Origin of the sequence: Nonomuraea corallina, assembly GCF_027620315.1 — a bacterium.
Lineage (GTDB): Bacteria > Actinomycetota > Actinomycetes > Streptosporangiales > Streptosporangiaceae > Nonomuraea > Nonomuraea corallina.
Window position 1 is genome coordinate 1 of record NZ_JAPNNL010000109.1, and the last position, 24,261, is coordinate 24,261.

The 24,261-nt window shown below is 70.7% G+C and carries 19 protein-coding genes and 1 tRNA gene; 9 read left to right on the top strand and 11 right to left on the bottom strand.

Annotation, left to right across the window (positions count from 1 at the left end; all coding sequences use genetic code 11):
• Together OUY22_RS24035 and pyk are read left to right on the top strand one after the other, a co-directional pair.
• On the top strand, nucleotides 1-1,405 hold a 1,405-nt coding region (locus tag OUY22_RS24035), incomplete at its 5' end, for a S8 family peptidase (RefSeq protein ID WP_270157389.1).
• Nucleotides 1,406-1,474: 69 nt separating this feature from the next.
• On the top strand, nucleotides 1,475-2,905 hold the full coding sequence (pyk, locus tag OUY22_RS24040; RefSeq protein WP_270157390.1) for a pyruvate kinase: 1,431 nt from the start codon (nucleotides 1,475-1,477) through the stop codon (nucleotides 2,903-2,905).
• A gap of 48 nt (nucleotides 2,906-2,953) precedes the next feature.
• On the opposite strand, the gene dapD is transcribed toward pyk, so the two are convergent.
• The 3 genes from dapD to OUY22_RS24055 form a co-directional block, all read right to left on the bottom strand.
• The gene (dapD, locus tag OUY22_RS24045; protein WP_270157391.1) at nucleotides 2,954-3,916 is read right to left on the bottom strand and encodes a 2,3,4,5-tetrahydropyridine-2,6-dicarboxylate N-succinyltransferase; all 963 of its coding nucleotides are present in this window, start codon (nucleotides 3,914-3,916) and stop codon (nucleotides 2,954-2,956) included.
• A 28-nt stretch (nucleotides 3,917-3,944) separates the two neighbouring features.
• Nucleotides 3,945-4,364, bottom strand: a complete 420-nt coding sequence (locus tag OUY22_RS24050) for a pyridoxamine 5'-phosphate oxidase family protein (protein WP_270157392.1) — start codon at nucleotides 4,362-4,364, stop codon at nucleotides 3,945-3,947.
• Between the two features lie 140 nt (nucleotides 4,365-4,504).
• A tRNA-Leu gene (locus OUY22_RS24055) sits at nucleotides 4,505-4,578 on the bottom strand.
• A 93-nt stretch (nucleotides 4,579-4,671) separates the two neighbouring features.
• Here OUY22_RS24055 and OUY22_RS24060 point away from each other — a divergent pair.
• Nucleotides 4,672-5,256 (top strand): ANTAR domain-containing response regulator, encoded by a 585-nt coding sequence (locus tag OUY22_RS24060; RefSeq protein WP_270157393.1) that lies wholly within the window; start codon nucleotides 4,672-4,674, stop codon nucleotides 5,254-5,256.
• Nucleotides 5,257-5,289: 33 nt separating this feature from the next.
• Here the strand turns inward: OUY22_RS24060 and OUY22_RS24065 are convergent, their stop codons facing one another.
• A complete protein-coding gene (locus OUY22_RS24065; protein ID WP_270157394.1) occupies nucleotides 5,290-6,141 on the bottom strand; it encodes a putative periplasmic lipoprotein in 852 nt (283 codons plus the stop codon).
• A 189-nt stretch (nucleotides 6,142-6,330) separates the two neighbouring features.
• On the opposite strand from OUY22_RS24065, the gene OUY22_RS24070 reads away from it, so the two are divergent.
• The gene (locus tag OUY22_RS24070; RefSeq protein WP_270157395.1) at nucleotides 6,331-7,626 is read left to right on the top strand and encodes an ABC transporter substrate-binding protein; all 1,296 of its coding nucleotides are present in this window, start codon (nucleotides 6,331-6,333) and stop codon (nucleotides 7,624-7,626) included.
• A gap of 68 nt (nucleotides 7,627-7,694) precedes the next feature.
• On the opposite strand, the gene OUY22_RS24075 is transcribed toward OUY22_RS24070, so the two are convergent.
• The 6 genes from OUY22_RS24075 to OUY22_RS24100 all read right to left on the bottom strand — a co-directional run bounded on the left by OUY22_RS24075 (nucleotide 7,695) and on the right by OUY22_RS24100 (nucleotide 12,899).
• Nucleotides 7,695-8,093, bottom strand: coding sequence for a hypothetical protein (locus tag OUY22_RS24075; protein WP_270157396.1), 399 nt, complete (start codon nucleotides 8,091-8,093; stop codon nucleotides 7,695-7,697).
• Between the two features lie 62 nt (nucleotides 8,094-8,155).
• Nucleotides 8,156-8,953: an ABC transporter ATP-binding protein gene (locus OUY22_RS24080; protein ID WP_270157398.1), complete on the bottom strand. Its 798-nt coding sequence runs from the start codon at nucleotides 8,951-8,953 to the stop codon at nucleotides 8,156-8,158.
• The gene (locus OUY22_RS24085; protein ID WP_270157408.1) at nucleotides 8,950-9,825 is read right to left on the bottom strand and encodes an ABC transporter ATP-binding protein; all 876 of its coding nucleotides are present in this window, start codon (nucleotides 9,823-9,825) and stop codon (nucleotides 8,950-8,952) included. The genes OUY22_RS24080 and OUY22_RS24085 overlap by 4 nt, the downstream gene beginning before the upstream one ends.
• A 46-nt stretch (nucleotides 9,826-9,871) precedes the next feature.
• Nucleotides 9,872-10,858 (bottom strand): branched-chain amino acid ABC transporter permease, encoded by a 987-nt coding sequence (locus OUY22_RS24090; protein ID WP_270157400.1) that lies wholly within the window; start codon nucleotides 10,856-10,858, stop codon nucleotides 9,872-9,874.
• Between the two features lie 11 nt (nucleotides 10,859-10,869).
• Nucleotides 10,870-12,024 carry a branched-chain amino acid ABC transporter permease gene (locus OUY22_RS24095; RefSeq protein ID WP_270157401.1) on the bottom strand — a complete coding sequence of 385 codons (1,155 nt, stop codon included), beginning with the start codon at nucleotides 12,022-12,024 and terminating at the stop codon, nucleotides 10,870-10,872.
• A gap of 530 nt (nucleotides 12,025-12,554) precedes the next feature.
• Entirely contained in the window at nucleotides 12,555-12,899 is a 345-nt protein-coding gene (locus OUY22_RS24100; RefSeq protein ID WP_270157409.1) for a PaaI family thioesterase, read from the bottom strand.
• A gap of 155 nt (nucleotides 12,900-13,054) precedes the next feature.
• Here OUY22_RS24100 and polA point away from each other — a divergent pair, with 155 nt between their 5' ends.
• The 5 genes from polA (at nucleotide 13,055) to coaE (ending at nucleotide 20,191) form a co-directional block, all read left to right on the top strand.
• The gene (gene polA, locus OUY22_RS24105) at nucleotides 13,055-15,745 is read left to right on the top strand and encodes a DNA polymerase I (protein ID WP_270157402.1); all 2,691 of its coding nucleotides are present in this window, start codon (nucleotides 13,055-13,057) and stop codon (nucleotides 15,743-15,745) included.
• A gap of 124 nt (nucleotides 15,746-15,869) precedes the next feature.
• Entirely contained in the window at nucleotides 15,870-16,961 is a 1,092-nt protein-coding gene (locus tag OUY22_RS24110) for a polysaccharide deacetylase family protein (RefSeq protein ID WP_270157403.1), read from the top strand.
• Nucleotides 16,962-17,174: 213 nt separating this feature from the next.
• Complete coding sequence (gene rpsA / locus OUY22_RS24115; protein WP_270157404.1) at nucleotides 17,175-18,653, top strand: 30S ribosomal protein S1; 1,479 nt, start codon at nucleotides 17,175-17,177, stop codon at nucleotides 18,651-18,653.
• A 393-nt stretch (nucleotides 18,654-19,046) separates the two neighbouring features.
• A complete protein-coding gene (locus OUY22_RS24120; protein WP_270157405.1) occupies nucleotides 19,047-19,568 on the top strand; it encodes a GNAT family N-acetyltransferase in 522 nt (173 codons plus the stop codon).
• Between the two features lie 20 nt (nucleotides 19,569-19,588).
• Nucleotides 19,589-20,191: a dephospho-CoA kinase gene (gene coaE, locus OUY22_RS24125; protein ID WP_270157406.1), complete on the top strand. Its 603-nt coding sequence runs from the start codon at nucleotides 19,589-19,591 to the stop codon at nucleotides 20,189-20,191.
• Here the strand turns inward: coaE and OUY22_RS24130 are convergent.
• Nucleotides 20,188-24,261 (bottom strand): NACHT and WD40 repeat domain-containing protein (locus OUY22_RS24130; protein WP_270157407.1); only part of this gene is annotated, 4,074 nt, incomplete at its 5' end. The genes coaE and OUY22_RS24130 overlap by 4 nt on opposite strands.

Sequence of the window (24,261 nt, forward strand, 5' to 3'; positions counted from 1 at the left end):
GGGGGGCGTCGCCGCCGACCGCGCCATCGGGCGCACCACCACGGTCCCCGCCACCACGGTCCCCGCCACCACGGTCCCCGCCACCACGGTCCCCGCCACGGTGTTCCCCGACGCGTCCGCCTTCAGCGAGAAGGGCACGGGCGAGCCGCTCGCCGGCCGCCAGTGGGACATGCGGATGATCGGCGCCGACCGCGCCAACCAGAAGGCGCCCGGCACCGAGAAGGTCCTGGTCGGCGTCATCGACACCGGCATCGACGGGACCCACCCCGACATCGCGCCCAACTTCAACCGCGAGCTCAGCCGCAACTTCGTCACCGACCGGCCCAAGGACGACAAGGGGGAGAACCTCGACGGCCCCTGCGAGGCCGCCGGCTGCAAGGACCCCGTCGACCAGGACGACGACGGCCACGGCACGCACGTCGCCAGCACCATCGCCTCACCGCTCAACGGCGTCGGCATCGCCGGCGTGGCCCCCGGGGTCCAGCTCGTCAACATCCGGGCCGGCCAGGACTCCGGCTTCTTCTTCCTCAAGGCCAGCCTCGACGCGCTGACCTACGCCGGCGACATCGGCGTCGACGTGGTCAACATGAGCTACTACGTCGACCCGTGGCTGTTCAACTGCGCGGCCAACCCGTCCGACAGCAAGAAGGAACAGCTCGAACAGCGCGCCATCATCACCGGCATGCAGCGCGCCCTCGACTACGCCAGGAACAAGGGCGTCACGCTCATCTCCGCGCTCGGCAACGGCGCCACCGACCTCGGGCGGCCGAAGACCGACGACGACAGCCCCGGCTACCCGCGCGGCGAGGAGAAGGTCCGCCGCGTCGACAACACCTGCCTCAACGTCCCGGCGGAGTCCGACGGCGTCATCTCCGTGGCCTCGGTCGGCTCCTCCGGCCGCAAGGCCGTCTACAGCGACTACGGCGTCGAACAGGCCGACCTCGCCGCGCCCGGCGGCGACTCGCTCGACGGCAAGGGCGCCTCGGCGAACCGCACCATCCTCGCCGCCGCCCCCGAGAAGGCGCTGCGCGCCAAGGGCCGCATCGACGCCGACGGCAAGCCCAAGGGCGCGGACGTCGTGCGCGACTGCACCGGCGGCACCTGCGCCTACTACCAGTACCTGGAGGGCACCTCGATGGCCGCGCCGCACGCCGCCGGCGTGGCCGCCATCCTCATCAGCCGCTTCGGCCGCCCGGGCCCCGGCGGCGTCACCCTCGCCCCCGCCACCGTCGAGAAGTACCTGTACGAGACGGCCACGCCGGCCGCGTGCCCGAGCCCCCGCGCGTTCGTCTACGACGTGTACGGGGAGAAGGAGACCCACCTGTGCGAAGGCGGGCCGGACAGGAACGGCTTCTTCGGCCACGGCCTCGTCGACGCCCTGGAGGCGGCGACCTTCGAACCGTGACGCAGATGCCGGGTACGTTCTCCCGAGACCTTGACTGCCAAGTGGTCTGTACCAATTAAGGTAGGACGCGTGACACGTCGCGCGAAAATCGTCTGCACCCTAGGCCCAGCCACGTCCTCCCCCGAACGCCTGCGCGATCTCATCGCCGCGGGCATGGACGTCGCACGGTTCAACCTCAGCCATGGCGACCATGACATGCACAGAGAGGTCTTCGACCGGGTCAGGGAGGTCGCGGCCGATCTCGGCCGCGGTGTAGGCGTCCTCGCCGATCTGCAGGGTCCCAAGATCCGCGTCGGCCGCTTCGAGGAAGGCCCGGTCCGGCTCGGCTTCGGCGACGTCTTCACGATCACCGCCGAGGACGTGCCCGGCGACCGCGAGCAGGTCTCCACCACCTACAAGGGCCTGTCCAACGACGTCCGCCCGGGTGACACCATCCTGGTCGACGACGGCAGGCTCGTCCTGGAGGTCACCCGCGTCGACGGCGAGCGGGTCGTCACCCGCGTCGTCATCGGCGGCATGATCTCCGACAACAAGGGCCTCAACCTCCCCGGCGTCAACGTCAGCGCCCCCGCGCTGACCGACAAGGACGAGACCGACCTGCGCTGGGCGCTGCGCACCGGGTTCGACATGATCGCGCTGTCGTTCGTCCGCCGTCCCTCCGACGCCGACGTCGTGCGCAACATCATGGAGCAGGAGGCCGTCCGCCTCCCCCTCCTCGCCAAGATCGAGAAGCCGCAGGCGGTCGAGCGCCTCCCCGAGATCGTCGAGGCCTTCGACGGCATCATGGTCGCCCGCGGCGACCTGGGCGTGGAGCTGCCGCTGGAGCAGGTGCCGATCGTCCAGCGGCGCATCATCGAGCTGTGCCGCGAGAAGGCCCGCCCGGTCATCGTCGCCACCCAGATGCTCGACTCGATGATGAACGCCCCCCGCCCCACCCGCGCCGAGGCCTCCGACGTCGCCTATGCCGTCATGGACGGCGCGGACGCGGTCATGCTGTCGGGCGAGACCTCCGTCGGCAACTACCCGATCGAGGCCGTCTCCACGATGGACCGCATCGCCTGTGCCGCCGAGGCGTCGTCGCTGCACGCCACCCACACCCTGGAGCGCATGCCGGAGACCACCGGCGGCGCCATCGCCCGCGCCGCCGCCGAGGTCGGCGCCATCGTCGGGGCGAAGGCGCTGGTGGCCTTCACCATGTCCGGCGAGACGGCCCGCCGGTTGGCCCGCTACCGCTCGCCGATCCCGCTGCTCGCCTTCACCTCCTCCCCCCACGTGCGGGGCCAGCTCTCGCTCACCTGGGGGGTGGAGACGTTCCAGGTGCCGTTCGTGCACCACACCGACGACATGGTCCGGCAGGTGGAGGCGTCCCTGCTGTCGCTGAACCGCCTGGAGAAGGGCGACAAGGTGGTCATCGTCGCCGGCTCGCCGCCCGGCAGCCACGGCTCCACCAATGCCCTGCGCGTCCACACGATCGGCTCCGCCGTCTCCCACGGCAACTAGGGCCCGGGGGGCCGGGCGCTCGCGGCCTGGCCCCCACCGCACCCTGCGTCAGTTGGCGTGGAGCGCCTCGTTCAGCTCCACGCCGGTGCCCTGGCGGGCCACCACCTCCACGGCGCCGGTCTCGGAGTTGCGGCGGAACAGCAGCCCGTCGCGCCCCGACAGCTCCCTGGCCTTCACCACGTCGCCGCCGGGCAGGCGCACCTTCGTCCCGGCCGTCACGTACAGGCCGGCCTCGACGACGCAGTCGTCGCCCAGGGAGATGCCGATGCCGGCGTTCGCGCCGATCAGGCAGCGCTCGCCGACCGAGACGACCTCCTTGCCGCCGCCGGAGAGGGTGCCCATGATGGAGGCGCCGCCGCCCAGGTCGGAGCCCTCGCCGAGGACGACCCCGGCCGAGATCCTGCCCTCGACCATGGACGCGCCGAGCGTGCCGGCGTTGAAGTTGACGAACCCCTCGTGCATCACCGTCGTGCCGTTGGCCAGGTGGGCGCCGAGACGGACCCGGTCGGCGTCGGCGACGCGCACCCCTGACGGCACCACGTAGTCGACCATCCGCGGGAACTTGTCGATCCCGTACACCGTGACCGCCCCCTTGGCGCGCAGCCGCGCCCGCGTCGCCTCGAAGCCCGCCACGGCGCACGGCCCGTGGTTGGTCCACACGACGTTCGCGAGCTTGCCGAACAAGCCGTCGAGGTTCAGCCCGTGCGGCCGCACCAGCCGCGCCGACAGCAGGTGGAGCCGCAGGTAGGCGTCGTGGGCGTCGGCCGGGGGATCGGAGAGCTTGGCGATGCCGGTGCGCACCGCCACGACCTCGACGCCGCGCGCCGGATCGGGCCCCACCAGGCCGGCGAACTCGCCGGCCGCCTCGGCGGCGAGCCGCTCGGTGCCCGTCGCGGGCGGGTCGCCCAGCTCGGGCGCGGGGAACCAGGTGTCGAGTACGGTGCCGTCGGCGGCTATGGTGGCCAGGCCGACGCCGCCGGCGCCGGTCACGGTGGGATCGATAGCAGTCACGTGCCTCAAAATACCGTGACGGGCCTCTTCAGAGCGCGCCCAGGTCGGCCGACAGCCAGCGCTCCGGCCGCATCCTGAACGTCACCAGCGCGCTCAGGTCCGACCCCTCGACGTAGCCGGGCACCGCCTCGATCGGGAGGTAGCGGGCGGCGATCCGGGTGAGCTGCTCCAGCGTCGTCGGGCCCGACCAGACGACCGGCCCTTCCACGGACACGTACCGGTAGGTCGGGCTGGTCCGCTGGACCAGCAGCGCGAACCGGCCCGCCTTCGCGATCAGCACGGCCTTGCGCGAGTCACGGCCGGTGAGGAACTCGACGTCTCCGCCCGGCTCGTAGTCGTACCAGACGGGCACGCTCAGCGGCGCCCGGTCCGCGCCCGCGTCGACCGCCACCGCGGCCACATGCGGCTCCGCCAGGAACGTGGCCCGCTCCTTCGCGCTCAACCCCACGGCACCCACCTCCAGAAACCACCACACCCGTTTCATTACCGATCATCGGCGGGCTATGCCTCTGACCAGGAAGGGACGGGGTCCACGGGGAGGGGCGGCCGCGGCCGGTCCCGCAGGGGAAGCCGGAGGCGGCGGGGAAGTGCCCCGAGTGGGATTCGAACCCACACTGAATGGATTTTGAGTCCATCGACTCTGCCGATTGGTCTATCGGGGCGGCAGCGCCGACCGCCGCACGGGGCGCGACTCCAGGGTCGCGGTGCTGGGCCGACGTGGATCTAATCTACCGGACATCGGTACTCTTCTGCTCGTGAGTACGCAGCGACGAGTGGTGATCGCGGAAGACGAGGCGCTGATCCGCCTCGATCTCAAGGAGATGCTCCAGGAGGACGGTTACGTCGTCGTGGGGGAGGCCGGGGACGGGGAGCAGGCCATCCGGCTGGCCACCGAGCTGCGGCCCGATCTCGTCATCCTGGACGTCAAGATGCCGGTGCTCGACGGGATCTCCGCGGCGGAGCGGATCGTGGCCGAGCGCATCGCGCCGTGCCTGATCCTCACCGCCTTCTCCCAGCGCGACCTGGTCGAACGGGCCAGGGAGGCGGGGGCGATGGCCTATCTGGTCAAGCCGTTCACCAAGTCCGACCTGGTGCCGGCGATCGAGATGGCGGTGAGCCGCCATGAGGAGATGGTGGCGCTGGCCGCCGAGGTGTCGGGCCTCACCGAGCGGCTGGAGACGCGCAAGCTGGTCGAGCGGGCCAAGGGCCGCCTGATGACGCAGCACGGGTGGAGCGAGCCGCAGGCGTTCCGCTGGATCCAGAAGGCGTCGATGGACCGGCGGCTGAGCATGCGCGAGGTCGCGCAGATCGTCATCGACGACGCGGCCGACCGGAGCTGAGCGCCCCGGCCGGGCCCCGGTCGCGCTCGCCGGTCAGGAGGTGGGCAGCCCGCACACGTCGAGCGCGTACTCGATGAGCCGGTGCTGGACGTCCTCGGGCGGCACGACGATGACGACGCGCTCGGCGCCGCCGTCGACGCTGGCCCGTACGGGGAAGAGGAAGGCCTTCTTGGCCTCGGCGAAGGCGTGCGGGTCGCAGCGCCCCGGGGTGAGCTGGACGGCGGCCTGGACGCTGCGGGCGGTGTCGTCCAGCTCGGCGATCGGCGTCCCCTCGGTGACGGGGGCGGCGATGTAGTGGGTGGTGCCGTCGATGCGGTGGACGGTCACGGCGCCCTTGCCGCGGCGGGTGAGGGTGAGGGTGGTGTGCATGGCGTCGCCCACGCGCTTCCACTCGGGGCCGAAGGAGATGTCGGCCGCCTGCTTGATGAGGTGCTCCGAACACTCGTCGCGCAGCAGCCGCGCCAGCAGCGGGTCGGGATGGGGGACCGGGAAGACGACCTTGCGGGGGTTCTGCTCGTCGCCGACGCGCACGTGGGCGACGACGGTGGCCGGCTGCGCCTCGGGGAGGCGGTCGGGCAGGCAGCGGGCTCGGCCGTACGGGATGGGCAGGTCCGTCCGCTGGGTCTTCGCGACGGTGATGTTCACCTTCTCCGGGGCTAAGGCGGCGAACGATGCGGTCACCAGCTGAACGTCAGCGAAGTGCACCGGAGTCCCCGTGGTGTTCCGGACCGCCACCTGCATTCTGTGCACGGGCTCGTCGGAACGCCACTGCGCCAGGGAGACCGACACCCCGGGCGGCGGCTCGGTCACGGACGGGGACGGGTCGGCGCCGGAGCAGCCGGCGAGGAGGGCGGTCGAGAGCGAGAGGGCCATGATGCGCTTCACTCACCGCAGACTAAACACGCACCGATCGCGAGCGTAAGTTGAGGACTGATTACGACTCCGCATCCAAGTGCCGACAGTTGCGCCGCTGCCCTGGCATCACCATGCAGGCATTTTGTACGTTTCCACCATTCGATCGGGAACGCTCGGCGGTGCTGACGGATCCCGGCCTGGAATGAAGGAGATTACTTCATGGTCCGCATTGCTCCCGTGGGACGGGTGCTGGCTGTCGTGGCTGCCACCAGCCTCGCTCTGACAGCTTGCGGTGGTGGCAGCGACACCGCCGCGCCATCCTCGCCCGCCTCGGCTGCGCCCTCGTCCGCGGCCCCCGCGGCCCAGGGCGACGGCACGCTGACCCTTGGCACGCTGCTGCCGCAGACGGGGTCGCTGGCGTTCCTCGGCCCGCCCGAGTTCGCGGGCGTCGACCTGGCCGTCAAGGAGATCAACGAGGCCGGCGGCGTGCTCGGCAAGGAAGTCGGCAAGATCCACACCGACTCCGGCGACACCACCACCAACATCGCCTCCCAGTCGGTCGACAACCTGCTGGCGCAGAAGGCCGACGCCATCATCGGCGCCGCCTCCTCGTCGGTGTCGGAGACGGTGATCGACAAGATCACCGGTGCGGGCGTCGTGCACTTCTCCCCGGCCAACACCTCCGACAAGTTCACCACCATCGCCGACCAGGGCCTCTACTTCCGCACCTCCCCGCCGGACAAGCTGCAGGGCCGCGTCCTCGGTGACCTGATCGTGGCCGACGGCAACGCCACGGTCGCCATCATGGCCATGCAGGACTCCTACGGCACCGGCCTGGCCGACCAGGTCGCCAAGACCGTCCAGGACGGCGGCGCCGAAGTGGTCGAGCGGGTCGACTACGACCCGAAGGCGGCCGAGTTCGCGGCCGACATCGCCAAGATCAAGGCGAAGAACCCCGCGGCCGTCGTCCTCATCGGCTTCGAGGAGACCGCCAAGGTCATCAACGAGCTGGTCAAGCAGGGCCTGCCGGCCGACAAGCACAAGTGGTACATGGTCGACGGCAACACCTCCAACACCAACTACGTCAAGATGCCCAAGGGCACGCTGAAGGGCGTCAAGGGCACCATCCCCGGCGCCGCGTCGCCGGAGGACTTCCAGAAGAAGCTCCTCGAGATCAACCCCGACCTCGAGGACTTCAGCTACGCGCCGGAGTCGTACGACGCCGCCAACCTGATCGCCCTGGCCGCCGAGGCCGCCAAGAGCGACGCGGGCACCGCCATCGCGGCCAAGCTGGCCGAGGTCAGCAAGGGCGGCGAGAAGTGCAAGGACTTCCCGTCCTGCGTCGAGCTGCTCAAGGCCGGCAAGGACATCGACTACGACGGCGTGAGCGGTCCGGTCGAGTTCAACGACGCCGGTGACCCGGCCGTCGCCACCATCGGCATCTACGAGTACGGCGACGACAACAAGTACCCGACCAAGGCGCTCGAGTACCGCACGGGCAACATCGAGGGCTGACAGCCCCTCGGCTGAACCATCAGGGCCCCGGTCCCCTCCCCCCTGAGGACCGGGGCCCTTTCACGTGCTCAGCCGCAGGTCCGCTCGATCCGCTCGGCCGCGGTCCGGTACTCCTTGAGCAGGGCCACCTGCCGGGGGCGCGGCACGGCCGCCGTGGACAGGCTCTCGGTGGTGGCCTCGACCGTGCGGACCGCGTCGCCGAGCGAGGCGGGCAGCCGGGGGCCGAACTGGAGGGTGATGCCGCGCACCTCGGCGAGACGGCCGAGCACGGCGTCCTCGAAGTGCTGCGCGTCCTCCTGGCCGGCGGGCTTCAGCAGCAGTTCCGCGTACCCGATGGCGGAGACCACGCGCGCGCACGGGGCGTCGTCGGGGTCGCCGCCCGTGCTGTACGAGCCGCCGGCGGCGGGAGCCTGCCGGCAGGCGGCGAGGACGGGGAGCAGGAGCGCGAGCGCCAGAATACGATTCACCCGGACATTGAAGAACGGAGAAGGGGCCCGGGTGAAGCCCCTTCTCCGTTCGGGTGACCGATCTACGCCTTGGCGAGGGTGCCGAGGTACAGCTCGATGACCTTGGGGTCGTTGGCGAGCTGGCGTCCGGTGCCGGTGTAGGCGTTGCGTCCCTGGTCGAGGACGTAGCCCCGGTGGCAGATCTGGAGGCAGCGCCGGGCGTTCTGCTCCACCATGATGATGGTGACGCCGGCCTTGTTGATCTGCTGGGCCTGGATGAAGACGAGGTCCTGCAGCTTGGGCGACAGGCCCGCGGAGGGCTCGTCCAGCAGCAGCACCGACGGCTCGGTCATCAGCGCCCTGGCCATGGCCACCATCTGCCGCTCACCGCCCGACAGGGAGCCGGCGCGCTGCTTGCGCCGCTCCTTGAGCGCGGGGAACAGCTCGCAGACGAACTCGAAGCGCTCCTTGAACTTGGCGGGCGCCTGGTAGGCGCCCATCTCCAGGTTCTCCTCGATAGTCAGGCTCGGGAAGACGTTGTTGGTCTGCGGGACGTAGCCGACGCCGCGGGAGACCAGCTGGTGCGCCTTCATGTTGGTGATGTCCTCACCCTTCAGCGTCACCGTGCCGCTGCGGATGTTGACCAGCCCGAACATGGCCTTGAGCAGGGTCGACTTGCCGGCTCCGTTGGGCCCGATGATGCCGATCAGCTCGCCGTCGGCGACGTACAGGTCGGAGCCGTTGAGGATGTTGACCCCCGGCAGGTAGCCGGCGATCAGCTCGTCGCAGCGGAGCACGGCGTTCTCGGCGCCGCGCAGGTGGTCGCCGCGGTCGGTGACGGCGGCCTTGGACTCGGACTCGGACTCGGGGACGGCGTTCACTTCTTGTCCTCCTCGATCTCGGCCTCGAGCGCCTCCTCGGCCTCCTGGAGCTGCTGCTCCAGCTCGCTCTCGGTGAGCGGCGCGTCGTGGTGGGCGCCCAGGTAGGCGTCGATGACCCGCTCGTCGGACATGATGGTGTCCGGCGGGCCCTCGGCGATGACGGCGCCCTGCGCCATGACGATCACCCAGTCGCTGATGTCGCGCACCATGTCCATGTCGTGCTCGACGAACAGCACGCTCATGCCCTGCTCGCGCAGGTCCTTGACGTGGCCGAGGAGCGACTGGGTGAGTGCCGGGTTGACGCCGGCCATGGGCTCGTCGAGCATCACCAGCTCCGGCTTGACCATGAGGGCGCGGGCCATCTCCAGCAGCTTGCGCTGGCCGCCCGAGAGCGAGCCGGCGAAGTCCTCGCGCTTGGCGTCGAGCTTGAACCTGGCCAGCAGCTCGTCGGCCCGAGAGGTGATCTCGTCCTCCTGGCTCCGCCAGATGAAGGGCAGCAGCGCCTGCCAGAAGCTCTCGCCCGACTGGCCCTGCGCCCCGAGCCGCATGTTCTCCAGCACGGTCAGCCGCGACAGCGCCTTGGTGAGCTGGAAGGTGCGGACCATGCCGGCGCGGGCGACCTTGTGGGCCGGCACGCCGTTCATCCGCCGCCCGTTGAACGTCCACTCGCCCGAGTCGGCGGTGTCGAACCCGGTGAGCTGGTTGAAGAACGTGGTCTTGCCCGCGCCGTTGGGGCCGATGAGCGCGGTGATGGAGCCCCGCTGGATCTCCACGTGCTTGACGTCGACGGCGGTCAGGCCGCCGAAGCGGCGCACGACGTTGTCGACCACGAGGATCGGGTCGGGCTTGGCCACGCCCGGCTCGCGCGGCATGTCCTTGAAGACCGCCAGCGCGGCGGCCTTGCGGTCGGTGGTGGTCTCAGCGTGCATTGATCGCCAGCTCCCTCTTGTCCCCGAAGATACCTTGCGGCCGGTAGACCAACAGGAGGATCAGCCCCAGCCCGACCAGCAGGAAGCGGAACGGGCCGACCTGCGTGATGTCCATGAAGGGGAGGAGACCGGACTGCACCGCGCCGGTGAGCAGGCCGTTGACGAGCACCAGCAGCACCCAGAAGATCGACGCGCCGACCACCGGGCCGAACACGCGGGCGGCGCCGCCCAGGATGACGATCGTGTACGCGAAGAACGTGGTCTCGGTGCCGAAGATGTCGGGCTGCACGGACCCGGTGGCGAGCCCGTAGATGAAGCCGCCCAGGCAGCCGAGCACGCCGCCGAGGATCAGCGACTGCATCTTGTAGGAGAACACGTTCTTGCCGAGGCTGCGCACGGCGTCCTCGTCCTCGCGGATGGCCTTGATCACGCGGCCCCACGGGCTCTTCATCAGGAGGTAGACGATGAGACAGGAGATCGCGATCAGGGCCCAGGCGACGCTGAGCACCCACATCTCGCGTTCGTTGAAGCTCAGCGGCCAGAACCCGTAGGTGCCCTGCGGGTAGGGGTTGATGTCGTAGAACCCCTGGGAGAAGCCGCGCCGTCCGTCGGAGCCGCCGAAGACGTCCTTGAACTCCACGGAGCGGAAGATGAGCCTGACGATCTCCGCCGCGGCGATGGTCACGATGGCCAGATAGTCGGCCCGCAGCCGCAGCGTCGGGATGCCCAGCAGGATGGCGAGCAGCACGGCGGCGGCCAGGCCGACCCCGATGCCGATCCAGAACGGCAGCCCGAGCGTGGTCACGGTCACGGCCAGGCCGTAACCCGCGACGGCGAGGAACGCCGACTGGCCGAAGTTGAGCAGTCCGGTGTAGCCGAAGTGGATGTTGATGCCGATGGCGGCGAGCGCGTACCACACCGTCTCGACGCCGACGGCGGCCTTGACGGTGGTGGAGAGGATGATGTCCCAGTTCATGATTCCCCCGGTCAGCCGATCCGCTCTCGGCGGCCGAGGATGCCCTGCGGCCGGAAGAGGAGCACGAGGATGAGGACGGCCAGCGCGCCGACGTTCTTGAGCTCCGGTGGCACCCACAGCGTCGAGATCTGGATGAACAGGCCGACGATGATCGACCCCACCAGCGCGCCGAAGGCGGTGCCGAGGCCGCCGAGCGTGACTCCGGCGAAGATGAGCAGCAGCAGTTCCTGGCCCATCGTGTACTTCAGGTTCTGCGACAGGCCGAGCATGATGCCCGCGAGCGCGGCGATGGCGCCGCCGCCGGTCCAGATGATGCGGATGATCCGGTCGACGTTGATGCCCGAGGACGAGGCCAGCGCCGGGTTGTCGGCGACGGCGCGGGCGGCCTTGCCGGTACGGGTGCGCAGCAGGGCGATGCCGACGATGATCAGCACGGTCAGCTCGATGCCCATCGAGATGAGGTTCTTCGGCGTGGCCGAGATGGGCCCGATCTCGATGCCGGCCTGGGCGTTGTACTGGGCGTACGACTGGGTCTCGCCGCCGAAGAGGATGAGGAACAGGTACCTCATGAACAGCGCCACGCCGATCGAGACGATCATCGCGGCGATGATGCCGGTGCCGCGCTTGCGCAGCCCGCCCCAGAAGAACCGGTCCTGCGCGTAGCCCAGCCCGCCGGCCAGGATGACCGCGATGACGGCGGCCGGGATGATGTGCAGCCCGAACGGGACGTTGACGAGATAGGCGAGCAAGGCTCCCAGGGTGACGAGCTCGCCGTGGGCGAAGTTCGTCAGCCCCGTGGTGCCGTAGATGAGTGACAGGCCGAGCGCCGCCAGGGCGATGATCAGGCCCAGGTTGAACCCTTCGAAGGTCAGCTGGGCGGCGCGTTGCCAGAAGGCGCTGCTGCCGCCTCCTTCGTCGGGCGCCGCCGCGCCGTCCTCGCCCTTGGCGGTCAGCGCGAACAGGACGGTGGTCGGGTTGCCCTCGTACACGGTCGGGGCTCGTTGGTTGTTGCCTCCGCGGATCGCCATGTTCTGCGGGAGCGTGGCGGTGTCCAGCGTGACCTTGTACGAGCCGGGCTGGTCGATCGGCACTTCCCAAGTGCCCTTGGCGTCACTGGTGACCTCTTGAACGGGTTGCCCGCTCTCGGTGGTCACCACGATCTTCACGCCGTTCACTGGCTGGCCTTGGAAGTTGAGTGTTCCCCTCAGGCTCTGTTCCGGTTCGGCCGCGTGGGCCGGAGCGGCGAGCAACAGGATGAGTCCACCCAGGAAGGCCGTGAACGCGATCACGGCTCTGCGCAATGGTGCTCCCTCAGATAGGTCAAGGCGGGGTTTTGCCCCTCCATCTCGACACGCGGGCATCGCAGGCACGACTGGGATGCTGGCGGGAGCTTATTTCGCGTACGCCCGGTTCAGTATCCTTCGTCACCATTTAGTGACATGTGTGTGTCACTCATGTGAGGAAACAAAGGCGGCAGGTCAGGGGCGTAATCGAGGGATGCACCTGGCAGACGATGATGACGGCTGGACAACGAATCGGTGGAGGGGTGAAAGAGCCCGAAGGGGGCCTTTGGGGCCATGCAAGGCTTCCCCGGCCTCACCTGTTATCTACTCGGCCTCCCCGCGGGCTCTAGGGCACACCACGGTAGCGACCCCTGGGGTGCATGCGCAAAGGTCGGGCAAAAGTTCGGCGAAGGTCAGGCGTCACGCAGCATACAGATGAGACGAGAGGTGCAGATCCGACGTCCGTCCTCGTCCGTGATCTCGATCGCGTAGGTCGCCAGCGTCCGCCCCGCGTGCAGGGGGGTGGCCACCCCGATGACGAAGCCCGACGTCGCCGAGCGGTGATGGGTGGCGTTGATCTCCACGCCGACCGCCACCTTGCCGGGTCCCGCGTGCAGCGCCGCCCCGGTCGAGCCCACCGTCTCCGCCAGCACCACCGAGGCGCCGCCGTGCAGCAGCCCGTACGGCTGCGTGTTGCCCTCCACCGGCATGCGGGCCACCACCCGCTCGGCCGAGGCCTCCAGGAACTCGATGCCCATGCGGTCGGCGAGCAGACCTGTCTTGGTGCGGGCGACCTCCAGGGCGACGGCGGGGTCGGTCCAGGGGTCGGTCGAGGGGTCGATCTGCGTCAAGGGGACGCCTCCACTCTTTCCAGCTCGGGTTTTCTGTCGCAGTCGCAGACTAGGCTGCCAGTGTGCCGAAGAGTGAAGTGACCCCCAGCCGCCCGTGCCTGCTGTTGCTCGACGGGCATTCCCTGGCTTACCGCGCTTTCTACGCGCTCAAGGACGCCAACCTCATGACCACCGACGGTCAGCACACCGAGGCGGTCTACGGGTTCACGTCGATGCTGACCAACATCCTGCGCGACGAGCAGCCGACGCACATCGCGGTGGCGTTCGACCGCTCGGAGCCGACGTTCCGGCACGAGGAATACTCCGCCTACAAGGCCAACAGGGTCGAGACCCCCGAGGACTTCCGTGGCCAGATGCAGCTCATCTTCGAGCTGCTCGACATCCTGCGCATCCCGCGGCTGTCCAAGCCCGGCTTCGAGGCCGACGACCTGATCGCCACCCTGGCCACCCGCGCCTCCGCTGAAGGCATGAGCGTGCTCATCGTCACCGGCGACCGCGACGCGCTGCAGCTCGTCGACGACAACGTCACGGTGCTCATGACCCGCCGCGGCATCAGCGACATGACCCGCTTCACCCCCGAGGCGGTGCAGGAGAAGTACGGCCTCACCCCGCAGCAGTACCCCGACTTCGCCGCGCTCCGCGGCGACCCCAGCGACAACCTCGCCAGCATCCCCGGCGTCGGCGAGAAGACCGCCGCCAAGTGGGTGCGCGAGTACGGTTCGCTCACCGCCCTGGTCGACCGGGTCGACGAGGTCAAGGGCAAGGTCGGCGACAAGCTGCGCGAGCACGTCGCCCAGGTGCTGATGAACCGCCGGCTCACCGAGCTGCTGCGCGACGTGGCGGTCGAGGTCGAGCCCGCCGGCCTCCAGCAGGGCGCGTGGGACCGCGAGGAGCTCAACAAGCTGTTCGACACCCTGCAGATCCGCGGCGAGCTGCGCGAGCGGGTCTTCAAGACGCTCGGCACCGGCGAGCTGGAGCCCGAGCAGGGCTTCGAGGTCGAGACCGTGATCCTCGGCCCCGACCGGGTGTCCGGCTGGCTGTCGGCCCTGCCGGCGGGCCGCGCGGGCCTGGCCTTCAAGGGCGCCTACGGCGGCGGCACCGGCCGCGTCGACGCCATCGCCGTCGCCTCGCCCGACGGCACCGCCGCCCACATCGACCCGGCCAAGCTCACCCAGGCCGACGAGGAGGCGCTGCGCGCCTGGCTGGCCGACGAGTCCAGGCCCAAGGCCGTCCACGACGCCAAGGGCCCGCTCCTGGCGCTGTGGGCGCAGGGCATGGACTTGCGCGGCCTCACCTGCGACACCGCCCTGGCGGCCTACCTGGCGATGCCCGGCCAGCGCACGTTCGCCCTGGAGGACCTCGCCCGGCGCTACCTCCACCGCGACCTGCGCGCCGAGGAGGAGTCCGACGGCCAGGCCGCGCTGTTCGGCGACGACGAGGACGCCCCGGCCAAGGACCTGGCGCTGCGCGCCCATGCGGTGCGCGAGCTGGCCGAGGCGCTGGAGACCTTCCTGGCCGGCCGGGGCGGCACCCACCTCCTCACCGAGGTCGAGCTGCCCCTGCTGACCGTGCTGGCGGAGCTGGAGCGGGCCGGCATCGCCGTCGACCGCGACTACTTCGCGGGCCTGGAGGCCGAGTTCGGCGCCGCGGTCAAGCACGCCGTCGAGGAGGCCCACCGGGCCGTCGGCGAGCAGTTCAACCTGGGCTCGCCCAAGCAGCTGCAGGAGATTCTGTTCGTCCGGCTCGGCCTGCCCAAGACCAAGAAGATCAAGACGGGCTACAGCACCGACGCCGACCAGCTCGCCTGGCTGGCCACCCAGACCGACCACGAGCTGCCGGTCATCATGCTGCGCCACCGCGACCAGACCAGGCTCCGCACGACCGTCGAGGGCCTGATCAAGGAGATCGCCGACGACGGCCGCATCCACACCACCTACAACCAGATCATCGCGGCGACCGGGCGGCTGTCGTCCGAGAAGCCCAACCTGCAGAACATCCCGATCCGCACCTCCGAGGGCCGCCGCATCCGGCAGGGGTTCGTCGTCGGCGAGGGCTACGAGACGCTGCTGACCGCCGACTACAGCCAGATCGAGCTGCGCATCATGGCCCACCTGTCGGGTGACGAGTCGTTGATCGCCGCCTTCGAGTCGGGCCACGACTTCCACCGGGCGACCGCCGCCCGGGTGTTCGACCTGCCGCCCGAGCAGATCGACGGCGAGCTGCGGGCCCGGATCAAGGCGATGAACTACGGCCTGGCCTACGGGCTGTCCGACTTCGGGCTCTCCGGGCAGCTCAACATTCCGGTCGCCGAGGCCAGGGCGCTCAAGGAGGAGTACTTCCAGGAGTTCGGCGGCGTGCGCGACTTCCTCCAGGAGATCGTCCGTCAGGCGCGCACCAACGGCTACACCGAGACCATGATGGGCCGCCGCCGCTACCTGCCCGACCTGACCAGCGACAACCGTCAGCGCCGGGAGATGGCCGAGCGGATGGCGCTCAACGCCCCCATCCAGGGCTCGGCCGCCGACATCATCAAGGTCGCCATGCTCCACGTGCACCAGGCGCTCCGGGAGGAGGGGCTCTCCTCGCGGATGCTGCTGCAGGTCCACGACGAGCTGCTGTTCGAGGTCGCGCCCGGCGAGCTGGAGACGCTCCGGCAGCTCGTCACCGACCAGATGAACGCCGCCTACCACCTGCGGGTGCCGCTGGAGGTGTCGGTGGGGGTGGGACGCACCTGGGAGGACGCCGGTCACTGATTCTTTGGCCGATTTTGTCCGTTTTTGACGGGCAGCTCGCTTCCCCAAGCAGGGGAGTGATCTAGGGGCGCCATGGCCTCCACTACCCTTGTGGGTTCGTTCCCCCGAGTGGCACGGGAGTTCTGTGCGGTCCACATCGTTCCTCGAGCGGCTCGTCGCGTCGGCGAACGTCGCGGTCGTGGCGGTCGCGATCATCGGGCTCCTGGTGATCCCCGGCGAGCCCGGCACGCCCCAGGTCGTCAAGTCGCCGCAGCGCGCGTCCCCCGGGCCGACCACCGCCGCCGTCGAGACGACGCCCCCGCCCGGGATCGTCGCCACGCCGGAGTCCGCCCGCGAGGTGAAGGCCAACGAGCTCGGCAAGGTGCCGGTGCTCATGTACCACCGCATCGTGGCCAAGCGGCAGGCCTCCATCGACCGCACCCCCGGCCAGCTGCGGCGGGAGCTGGACCAGCTCGCCCGGCAGGGCTACGTGCCGATCAGCGCCAGGGAGTTCGCCGCCGGCGACATCCGGGTGCCGGCCGGCAAGTTCCCCGTCGTGCTCACCTTCGACGACGGCCATGCCAGCCACTTCGGGCTGGACGCCGACGGCAACGTCAAGCGCGACACGGCGGTGGCGATCATCATGGAGACCGCCGCCAAGCACGACGGCTTCCGGCCCGTCGCCACCTTCTGGATCAACCACACCCCGTTCGGTCTGCGGACCGAGCGGGAGCAGGAGGCGGCCGTGCGGTGGCTGACCGGCAACGGGTTCGAGGTGGCCAACCACACCTGGGGCCACGCCAACCTGCGGGCGCTGCCCACCGCGAAGGTCCGCAAGCAGGTGGCCAAGCAGGAACGCCTGCTCGTACGGCTCGGCGCCGGCCCGGCCAGGACCATGGCGCTGCCGTACGGATCCATGCCGCGCGAGAAGAAGGCCGCGCGCACCGGGACGTGGCAGGGCACCCGGTACGACTTCGACGGGGTCTTTCTGGCCGGGGCGGAGCCCTCGCTTTCGCCCTACGCGAAAAAATTCGATCGTGGCGCGATCCAGCGGATCCAGAGCAACGCCAAGAAGGGAGAGTGCCGCAAGTGGTGCTCCCAGCACTGGCTGGAGTGGCTGAACAAGCACCCCGGTGAGCGTTACGTCTCCGACGGTGACCCTGATCGGATCTCCGTTCCGGCCCGGCTTAGGGGTAAGATCGGCGCCAGGCGCGGTCTGCGGATCAACGCCTATTAGCCGCCGGGGGCCGCAGCCGATGTGCTGCTTGGATTGACCCCGTCGCCTTGGTCTCATATGCTGATCGCTGCGCTGTGGGCTCGCGCGCGCCTCAGACGGAGCGGGCTCGCGCTCGGTCACGTCGACGTCGTAATTCCTCGGCTTGATGCGGAAGAGGGCCTGCCGCGCGTCCGCCACATCGACATCCTGTCCGCGTTCGGAGCAATTCCACACATGACGTCCAGCACTGAGGCCACCTCGAGCACCCCGCAGGTAGCGGTCAACGACATCGGGTCCGAGGAAGCCTTCCTCGCCGCGATCGACGAGACCATCAAGTACTTCAACGACGGCGACATCGTCGAGGGCACCGTCGTCAAGGTCGATCGAGACGAGGTCCTTCTCGATATCGGCTACAAGACCGAGGGAGTCATCCCCTCGCGTGAGCTTTCGATCAAGCACGATGTCGACCCAGCTGACGTCGTGGAGGTCGGCGAACACGTCGAGGCCCTGGTTCTCCAGAAGGAGGACAAGGAGGGCCGCCTGATCCTGTCCAAGAAGCGTGCTCAGTACGAGCGCGCCTGGGGCACGATCGAGAAGATCAAGGACGAGGACGGCATCGTCACCGGGACCGTCATCGAGGTCGTCAAGGGTGGACTCATCCTCGACATCGGCCTGCGCGGCTTCCTCCCGGCGTCCCTCGTCGAGATGCGCCGTGTCCGCGACCTGCAGCCGTACGTCGGCCGCGAGCTCGAAGCCAAGATCATCGAGCTCGACAAGAACCGCAACAACGTGGTCCTGTCGCGCCGCGCCTGGCTGGAGCAGACCCAGTCCGAGGTTCGCCAGACGTTCCTCAACACCCTTCAGAAGGGTCAGGTCCGCAAGGGCGTCGTGTCCTCGATCGTCAACTTCGGCGCCTTCGTGGACCTCGGCGGCGTCGACGGTCTGGTCCACGTCTCCGAGCTGTCCTGGAAGCACATCGACCACCCCTCCGAGGTCGTCGAGGTCGGCCAGGAGGTCACGGTCGAGGTCCTGGACGTCGACATGGAGCGCGAGCGCGTCTCCCTGTCGCTCAAGGCGACCCAGGAAGACCCGTGGCAGCAGTTCGCCCGCACCCACCAGATCGGCCAGGTCGTGCCGGGCCGCGTCACCAAGCTGGTGCCGTTCGGCGCGTTCGTCCGGGTCGAGGAGGGCATCGAGGGCCTGGTCCACATCTCCGAGCTGGCCGAGCGCCACGTGGAGATCCCGGAGCAGGTCGTCCAGGTCGGCGACGAGATCTTCGTGAAGATCATCGACATCGACCTCGACCGTCGCCGCATCAGCCTGTCGCTCAAGCAGGCCAACGAGGGCGTCGGCGCCGAGGTCGAGTTCGACCCGACGCTCTACGGCATGGCGGCCACCTACGACGACCAGGGCAACTACATCTACCCCGAGGGCTTCGACCCGGAGACCGGGGAGTGGCTTGAGGGCTTCGACAAGCAGCGTGAGGAGTGGGAGCGGCAGTACGCCGAGGCCCAGACGCGCTACGAGGCCCACCGCAAGCAGATCGAGGAGGCTCGCAAGGCCGAGGCCGAGGCGGGCGAGGCGGCCCCCACGTCCTACGGCGAGCCGCAGGGCCAGCAGAGCGGCGGCCAGTCGGCCCCGGCCGGCGGCGCCCTGGCCTCCGACGAGGCCCTGGCGGCCCTCCGCGAGAAGCTCGCGGGCGGCCAGAGCTGATCGCCTGTAGGTAAGCAGCACATCGAAAGGCCCCGCACCACTCGTGCGGGGCCTTTCGCACGCCCACGCCCGGTCAAGGCCCAGGGCGGGGTCTGTCCGGCGGTATCTCCGCCCGCAAGGGCACCACGTCCGGCCGAAGGCGCCGACGTGGCGCCCAGGCGACCTGAGGCCGCCGAGGGGCAAAAGGGGGCAGGGGGCCGCTCCTTCCGGGCGGTATGGGGCATCTGAGGCGTCGATAGAGGGGTGTCGGCCGCACGGGGCGAGGCCGAGAGCGGGCGTGCGGCCGGTGGGGCATGGGAAGCGGACAGCGGGCGGGATGAGAGTGGCCCGGACTGGTCCGGGGCGGTGGTCGCAGGCAGGGCTCGGGGCCGGGGGGCGTGTAGGGTGCTCGGCGTGGAGATCCAGCGGGCTGAGCCCGGCGACGCCGGCGAGATCCTGACCCTCCAGCGGGCGGCGTACGTGAGCGAGGCCCAGCTCTACGGCGACCCGTACATCCCGCCGCTGGTGGAGTCCCTCCAGCAGGTCCGCAAGGCCATCGAGACCGGCGTCACGCTCAAGGCGGTCGACGGCGGGCGGATCGACGGCGGGCGGATCGACGGCGGGCGGATCGACGGCGGGCGGATCGACGGCGGGCGGATCGACGGCGGGCGGATCGTCGGCGCGGTGCGCGGCACCCTGGCGGGCACGACCTGCCTGGTGGGCCGCCTCGTCGTGGCCCCCGACCGGCAGGGGCAGGGCCTGGGCACGGCGCTGCTGCGGGCGCTGCACGAGCGGGTGCCGGAGGCGGAGGCGTTCGACCTGTTCACCGGCCATCTGTCGGAGGGAAACCTGCGCCTCTACCGCCGCCTGGGCTACCGCGAGACCCGCCGCGAGCGCATGGACGACCACCTGACGCTCGTCCACCTGAGGCGTTGACCGCCCGGTAGGCTGCCGCTGTGCTGAAAATAGGGCTCACCGGCGGCATCGGTTCGGGCAAGAGCGAGGTCTCCAGGAGGCTGTCCGCCAAGGGCGCCGTGATCATCGACGCCGACAAGATCGCCCGCGAGGTGGTCGAGCCGGGCACCCCCGGCCTGGCCCGGGTGGTGGCGACCTTCGGCGACCAGGTGCTGCGGCCCGACGGCTCCCTCGACAGGGAGAAGCTCGGCTCGATCGTCTTCGCCGACCAGGAGAAGCTCGCCGCGCTCAACGCGATCGTGCACCCGCTGGTGGGGGAGCGGGTCGCGGAGCTGCACAGCCAGGCGCCCGACGACGCGATCGTGGTCTACGACGTGCCGCTGCTGGCCGAGAACGGCCTGGCGGGCATGTACGACATGGTCATCGTGGTCGACGCGGCCGACGTGGTGCGTCTCGCCCGGCTGGCCGAGCACCGCGGCATGAGCGAAGGGGACGCCAAGGCCCGCATCGCCGCCCAGGCGAGCCGCGAGGACCGGCTGGCCGTCGCCGACCTCGTCATCCCCAACGACGGGTCGCTCGGCGACCTCGACGCCCGGGTCGACGAGATCTGGTCCGAGCTGCTCGAACGCGCCGCCCGCGGCTAGAACGGCGCGTCCAGCGGCACCTGGCGCACCCCGGGCAGGTAGGCGTCCAGCTCGCCCAGCTCGAACCGTGACATGCCCACGACATGCCAGAACTGCCCGGCCGTCTCGCCGTACACCTTGTAGCGGCCGTCGGGGGCGAGCGCCGCCCAGCCCTCCGGCAGCCCGAGCAGCGTGACCAGCCGCCGGTCTTCCTCCCACAGGATGACCACACCGTCGTCGCCCGCCGTGGCCAGCAGGTCGGACCGGGGACTGTAGGCCACCGACCAGACCCGCCGCGCGTGGCCGGTCAGCCGGCGCAGCAGCCGCCCCGACTCCGCGTCCCACACCCGCACGGCCACGTCGTCGCCTCCGGTCGCCAGCCGGTCACCGGCCGCGTTGAAGGCGACGCTCCACAGCCGGCCGGCGCCGCCGTCGAGGGTGTGCCTGAGCAGCGGGTGCCACGGCTGGCCCGGCCGCAGCTCCCACACCAGGGCCCGGCCGTCGTTGCCGGCGCTCGCCAGCAGGCGCCCCGACGGCGAGAACGCCACCGCGTACACCCGGTCGGTGTGCCCGTCGAGGGTGGCCACCCGGCCGCCGGACTCCACGTGCCAGATCCGTACCCGCCGGTCGTCGCAGCCGGTGGCCACGTAGCGGCCGTCAGGGCTGAAGGCGATCGAGCGGACCCGGCCGCGGTGGTCGGCCAGGTTGGTGACCAGCCGGCCCGTCGAGCGCCACCAGACGCGCACGCTGTCGTCGTCGTTGGCGGTCGCCAGCATGGTGCCGTCGGGGCTGAACGCCTCGGCCCAGACGTGGTCGGTCTCGGTGTTGAGCTCGCGCTCGTACTCCTGGGTCGTCACGTTCCAGAAGTGCACGCCGCCGTCGTTGCTGGAGGCGGCGAGCAGCGGCCCGGCGGGGGAGAAGAGCGCGGAGATGAGCCGGTCGGAGCTGCCGGTGAACTCGTGCAGCTTGCGTCCGGTGCGCGGCTCCCAGATGCGGGCCACGCCGTCGTTGCCGCTCGTGGCCAGCATCGTGCCGTCGGCGCTGAACCGCACGGAGGTGATGCGCCTGCCGTGGCCGCGCAGCACCCGCTGGCTCTGGCCGGAGTGCGGGTCCCACAGCCGGACGGTGCCGTCGTTGCTGCTGGTGGCGAGCTGCCCGCCGTCGGGCCGCCACACGAACGGCCAGACCGAGCTGCGGTGACCGGTCAGCTCGGTGCGCTGCGGGCCGCCCACGGTCTGCAGCCGCACCACGCCGCCGGAGTCGCCGGTGGCCAGGGTGCCGCCGTCGGGCGAGAACGCCACCTGGTAGACGGCCGCCGCGTGCGTGGTGTGCAGGCCGCGGAACTCGCCGGAGGTCTCCCACAGGCGCACGTCGCCGGAGGTGTCGCCGGTGGCCACCAGCGAGCCGTCGGGGGAGAAGGCGACGGCGTAGATGCTGCCGCGGTGCCCGGTCAGCGCGTGCAGGCGCTCCCACGTGCGGGTGTCCCACAGCCGCAGCGTGCCCGCCTCGTCGCCGGTGGCCAGCAGCGCGCCGCCGGGTGCGTGCACGGCCCGGTAGACCGCGCCGCGGTGCTCGTCCAGGGTAGTGACGATCTCCCCGTCGGTGAGGTCCCACACCCGGACCACGCCCGCCGAGTCGCCCGTCACCAGCGCCGAACCGCCGAACGAGGCCGTGTAGATCGGCGACTGGTGTCCCGCCAGCAGGTGCACCGGCTCGCCGGTGGCGGTGTCCCACACCCGCACCACGCCGTCGCCGCCGCCCACCGCGAGCAGCTCGCCCGACCGGTTGAGCCGCACCGGCCAGACGCCGTCCGGGTGTCCGGTCAGCGTGCGCAGCCGCTCGCCGGTCAGCGCGTCCCACAGCACCACGGTGCCGTCGCTCGCGCCGCTCACCAGCAGATCGCCGGAGAACGAGACCGCGTACACCCGCCCTGCGTGCCCCTGCAGCGTCCGCACCGGCAGCCCGCCGGCGCAGAGCAGCACCCCTCCGTCGTCGTTGCCGATCGCGATCGTCACGCCGTCGGCGCTGTAGGCGATCGGCTCGGGCAGCCGGCTGGTCTGGAAGTGATAGCCGTACGAGACGCCGATCTCGGCCGGCGACAGCTGGGTCTCCACCGGCTGGCCGGGCACCACGGCCGCGCCCGGCAGGCGGGGCAGGGTGCCGCGCACGTGGATCAGCGCGGCGCGGTGCCAGCGGGCGCCGGACACGGCGGCGTCGCTCAGGTCGGCCCTGGCCAGCCGCGCCCCCGACAGGTCGGCGCCGGTGAGGTCGGCTCCGGCGAGCACCGCGCCGTCGAGCCGCGCGCCGATCAGCCGGGCGTCGCGCAGCACGGCCCGGGACAGGTTCGTGCCGGCCAGCGTCGCCTCGGTCAGGTCGGCGCCGGTCAGGTCGACCTCGCGCAGGTCCCTGGCCGACAGGTCCTCGCCCTTGAGGTTCGCGCCGCGCAGGTCGGCCCTGGCCGGGGTACGCAGCCGGGCCGCGATCTTCACGGCGTTGGCCCTGGCCACGTCGTCGGCGGGCGGGTCGGCCGCCCACGCGCGCAGCGCCCGCACCTCCGCCAGGTCGCACAGGAACTCGACGGTCAGCGCCGACAGCGGCCGCCGCGACAGCGCCACCGGCGCGTCCTCCAGCGTCGCCGCGACGTGCCGGGCGATCAGCCACTCCATCACCGAGGTGTGGATGAAGCCGAACATGCCCTCCTCGGTGCGGACCATGAGGCTGCCCGAGCCCATGGCGTGCGCGGTGTGCGCGGGGGTGAGCTGCCCGCCCGCCAGCCCGGCGAGGGTCCCGGCGATCTCGGTCAGGTCGTCGATGCCGAGCAGCGACTCGCCGGTCTCCCACAGCCGCAGCGCCAGCGCCGTCACCGCCTGCCACAGCTCGTCCTTGGTCAGCGTGGCCGCCGAGCCCGGCACCCTGGCCCGCTGCTCCTCGAAGGCCAGCCACGCCTCCAGGATCTGCTCGTACAGCAGGGCCGGGCTGATGGTGTGGCGGGCCTCGGCGACCGTGCGCAGCCGGTCGGCGTCCAGGTCGGCGATGAAGCTCAGCATGCGCGGGTTCCTGGCCAGCGCCAGCAGGTCCTCGATGCCCTCCATCTGCGACATGCGGGCGGCGGCCTCGTCCGCGGCGTCGAAGCGGTTGCGCAGGTAGGAGCGGATCTGGTCGCGGGTGAAGTTCTCCAGGGCGAGCACCCGCCGCTGCGGCAGCACGCCGACCATCTCGCCGAGCGAGGTCAGCACCTGGCTGTGCGACTTGAAGTGCTGGGTACGGCTGGCGACCACGATCTTCGCCTTGTCCTCGGCCGCGGCCAGTAACGTCGCCAGGTGGTCGGCCGCCCGGTCGTAGGTGAGCCGGGTGACCAGCTCGTCGAACCCGTCGAAGAGCAGCACGATCCGCCCCTGACGCAGCAGGTAGCGGAACGCCTTCAGGTCGATGACCTCCTCGCCGTGGTTGGCCAGGTGGGCCGCCACCAGCCCGTCCACCGAGTGGGCCTTGTCCAGCGCGCGCAGCTCGATGAAGATCGGCGTCAGGTGGGGCAGCTCGGCCGGGACGCGCCGGGCCAGCTCGCGCAGCGCGAACGTCTTGCCGTGGCCGAAGTCGCCGAGCAGCAGCAGGAACCGGCCGTGGTCGGCGGAGAGCAGCCGCATCAGCTCGTCGGTCAGCCCCGCCTTGACCTGGCCGCCGGGCCGGTCGAGCTCGCGGTAGCGCTGGGGGACGTACAGCTCGGGCGGGTAGCGGCGGTCGGCGGTCAGCCTGGCCGTCTGCTCGGCCACGTAGCCGGACAGGTCGAGCAGCCCCTGGAACTCGGTGAAGCTGCGCAGCCGCACGCCGCGCCGCATCAGGTCCTCGCGGAGCGCGCGTGACGGCGGCGGCCCCTGGTGGACCAGCTCCGCCGCCAGCTCGGTGGCGTGCGCCTGCCGCACGAACGCGGTGGCGTCCTCCGCCGTCAGCTCGCCGACGTGAGCGCCGATCATGGTCTGCCGGACGAACCCGTCCTCCGGATGGGTGACCACGAGGTGGTCACGCAGCCGCCGGATCCTGGTCCGTTCGTGCCGGGCCTCGCACACCTCGGTGATCCGGTCGAGCAACAGGTC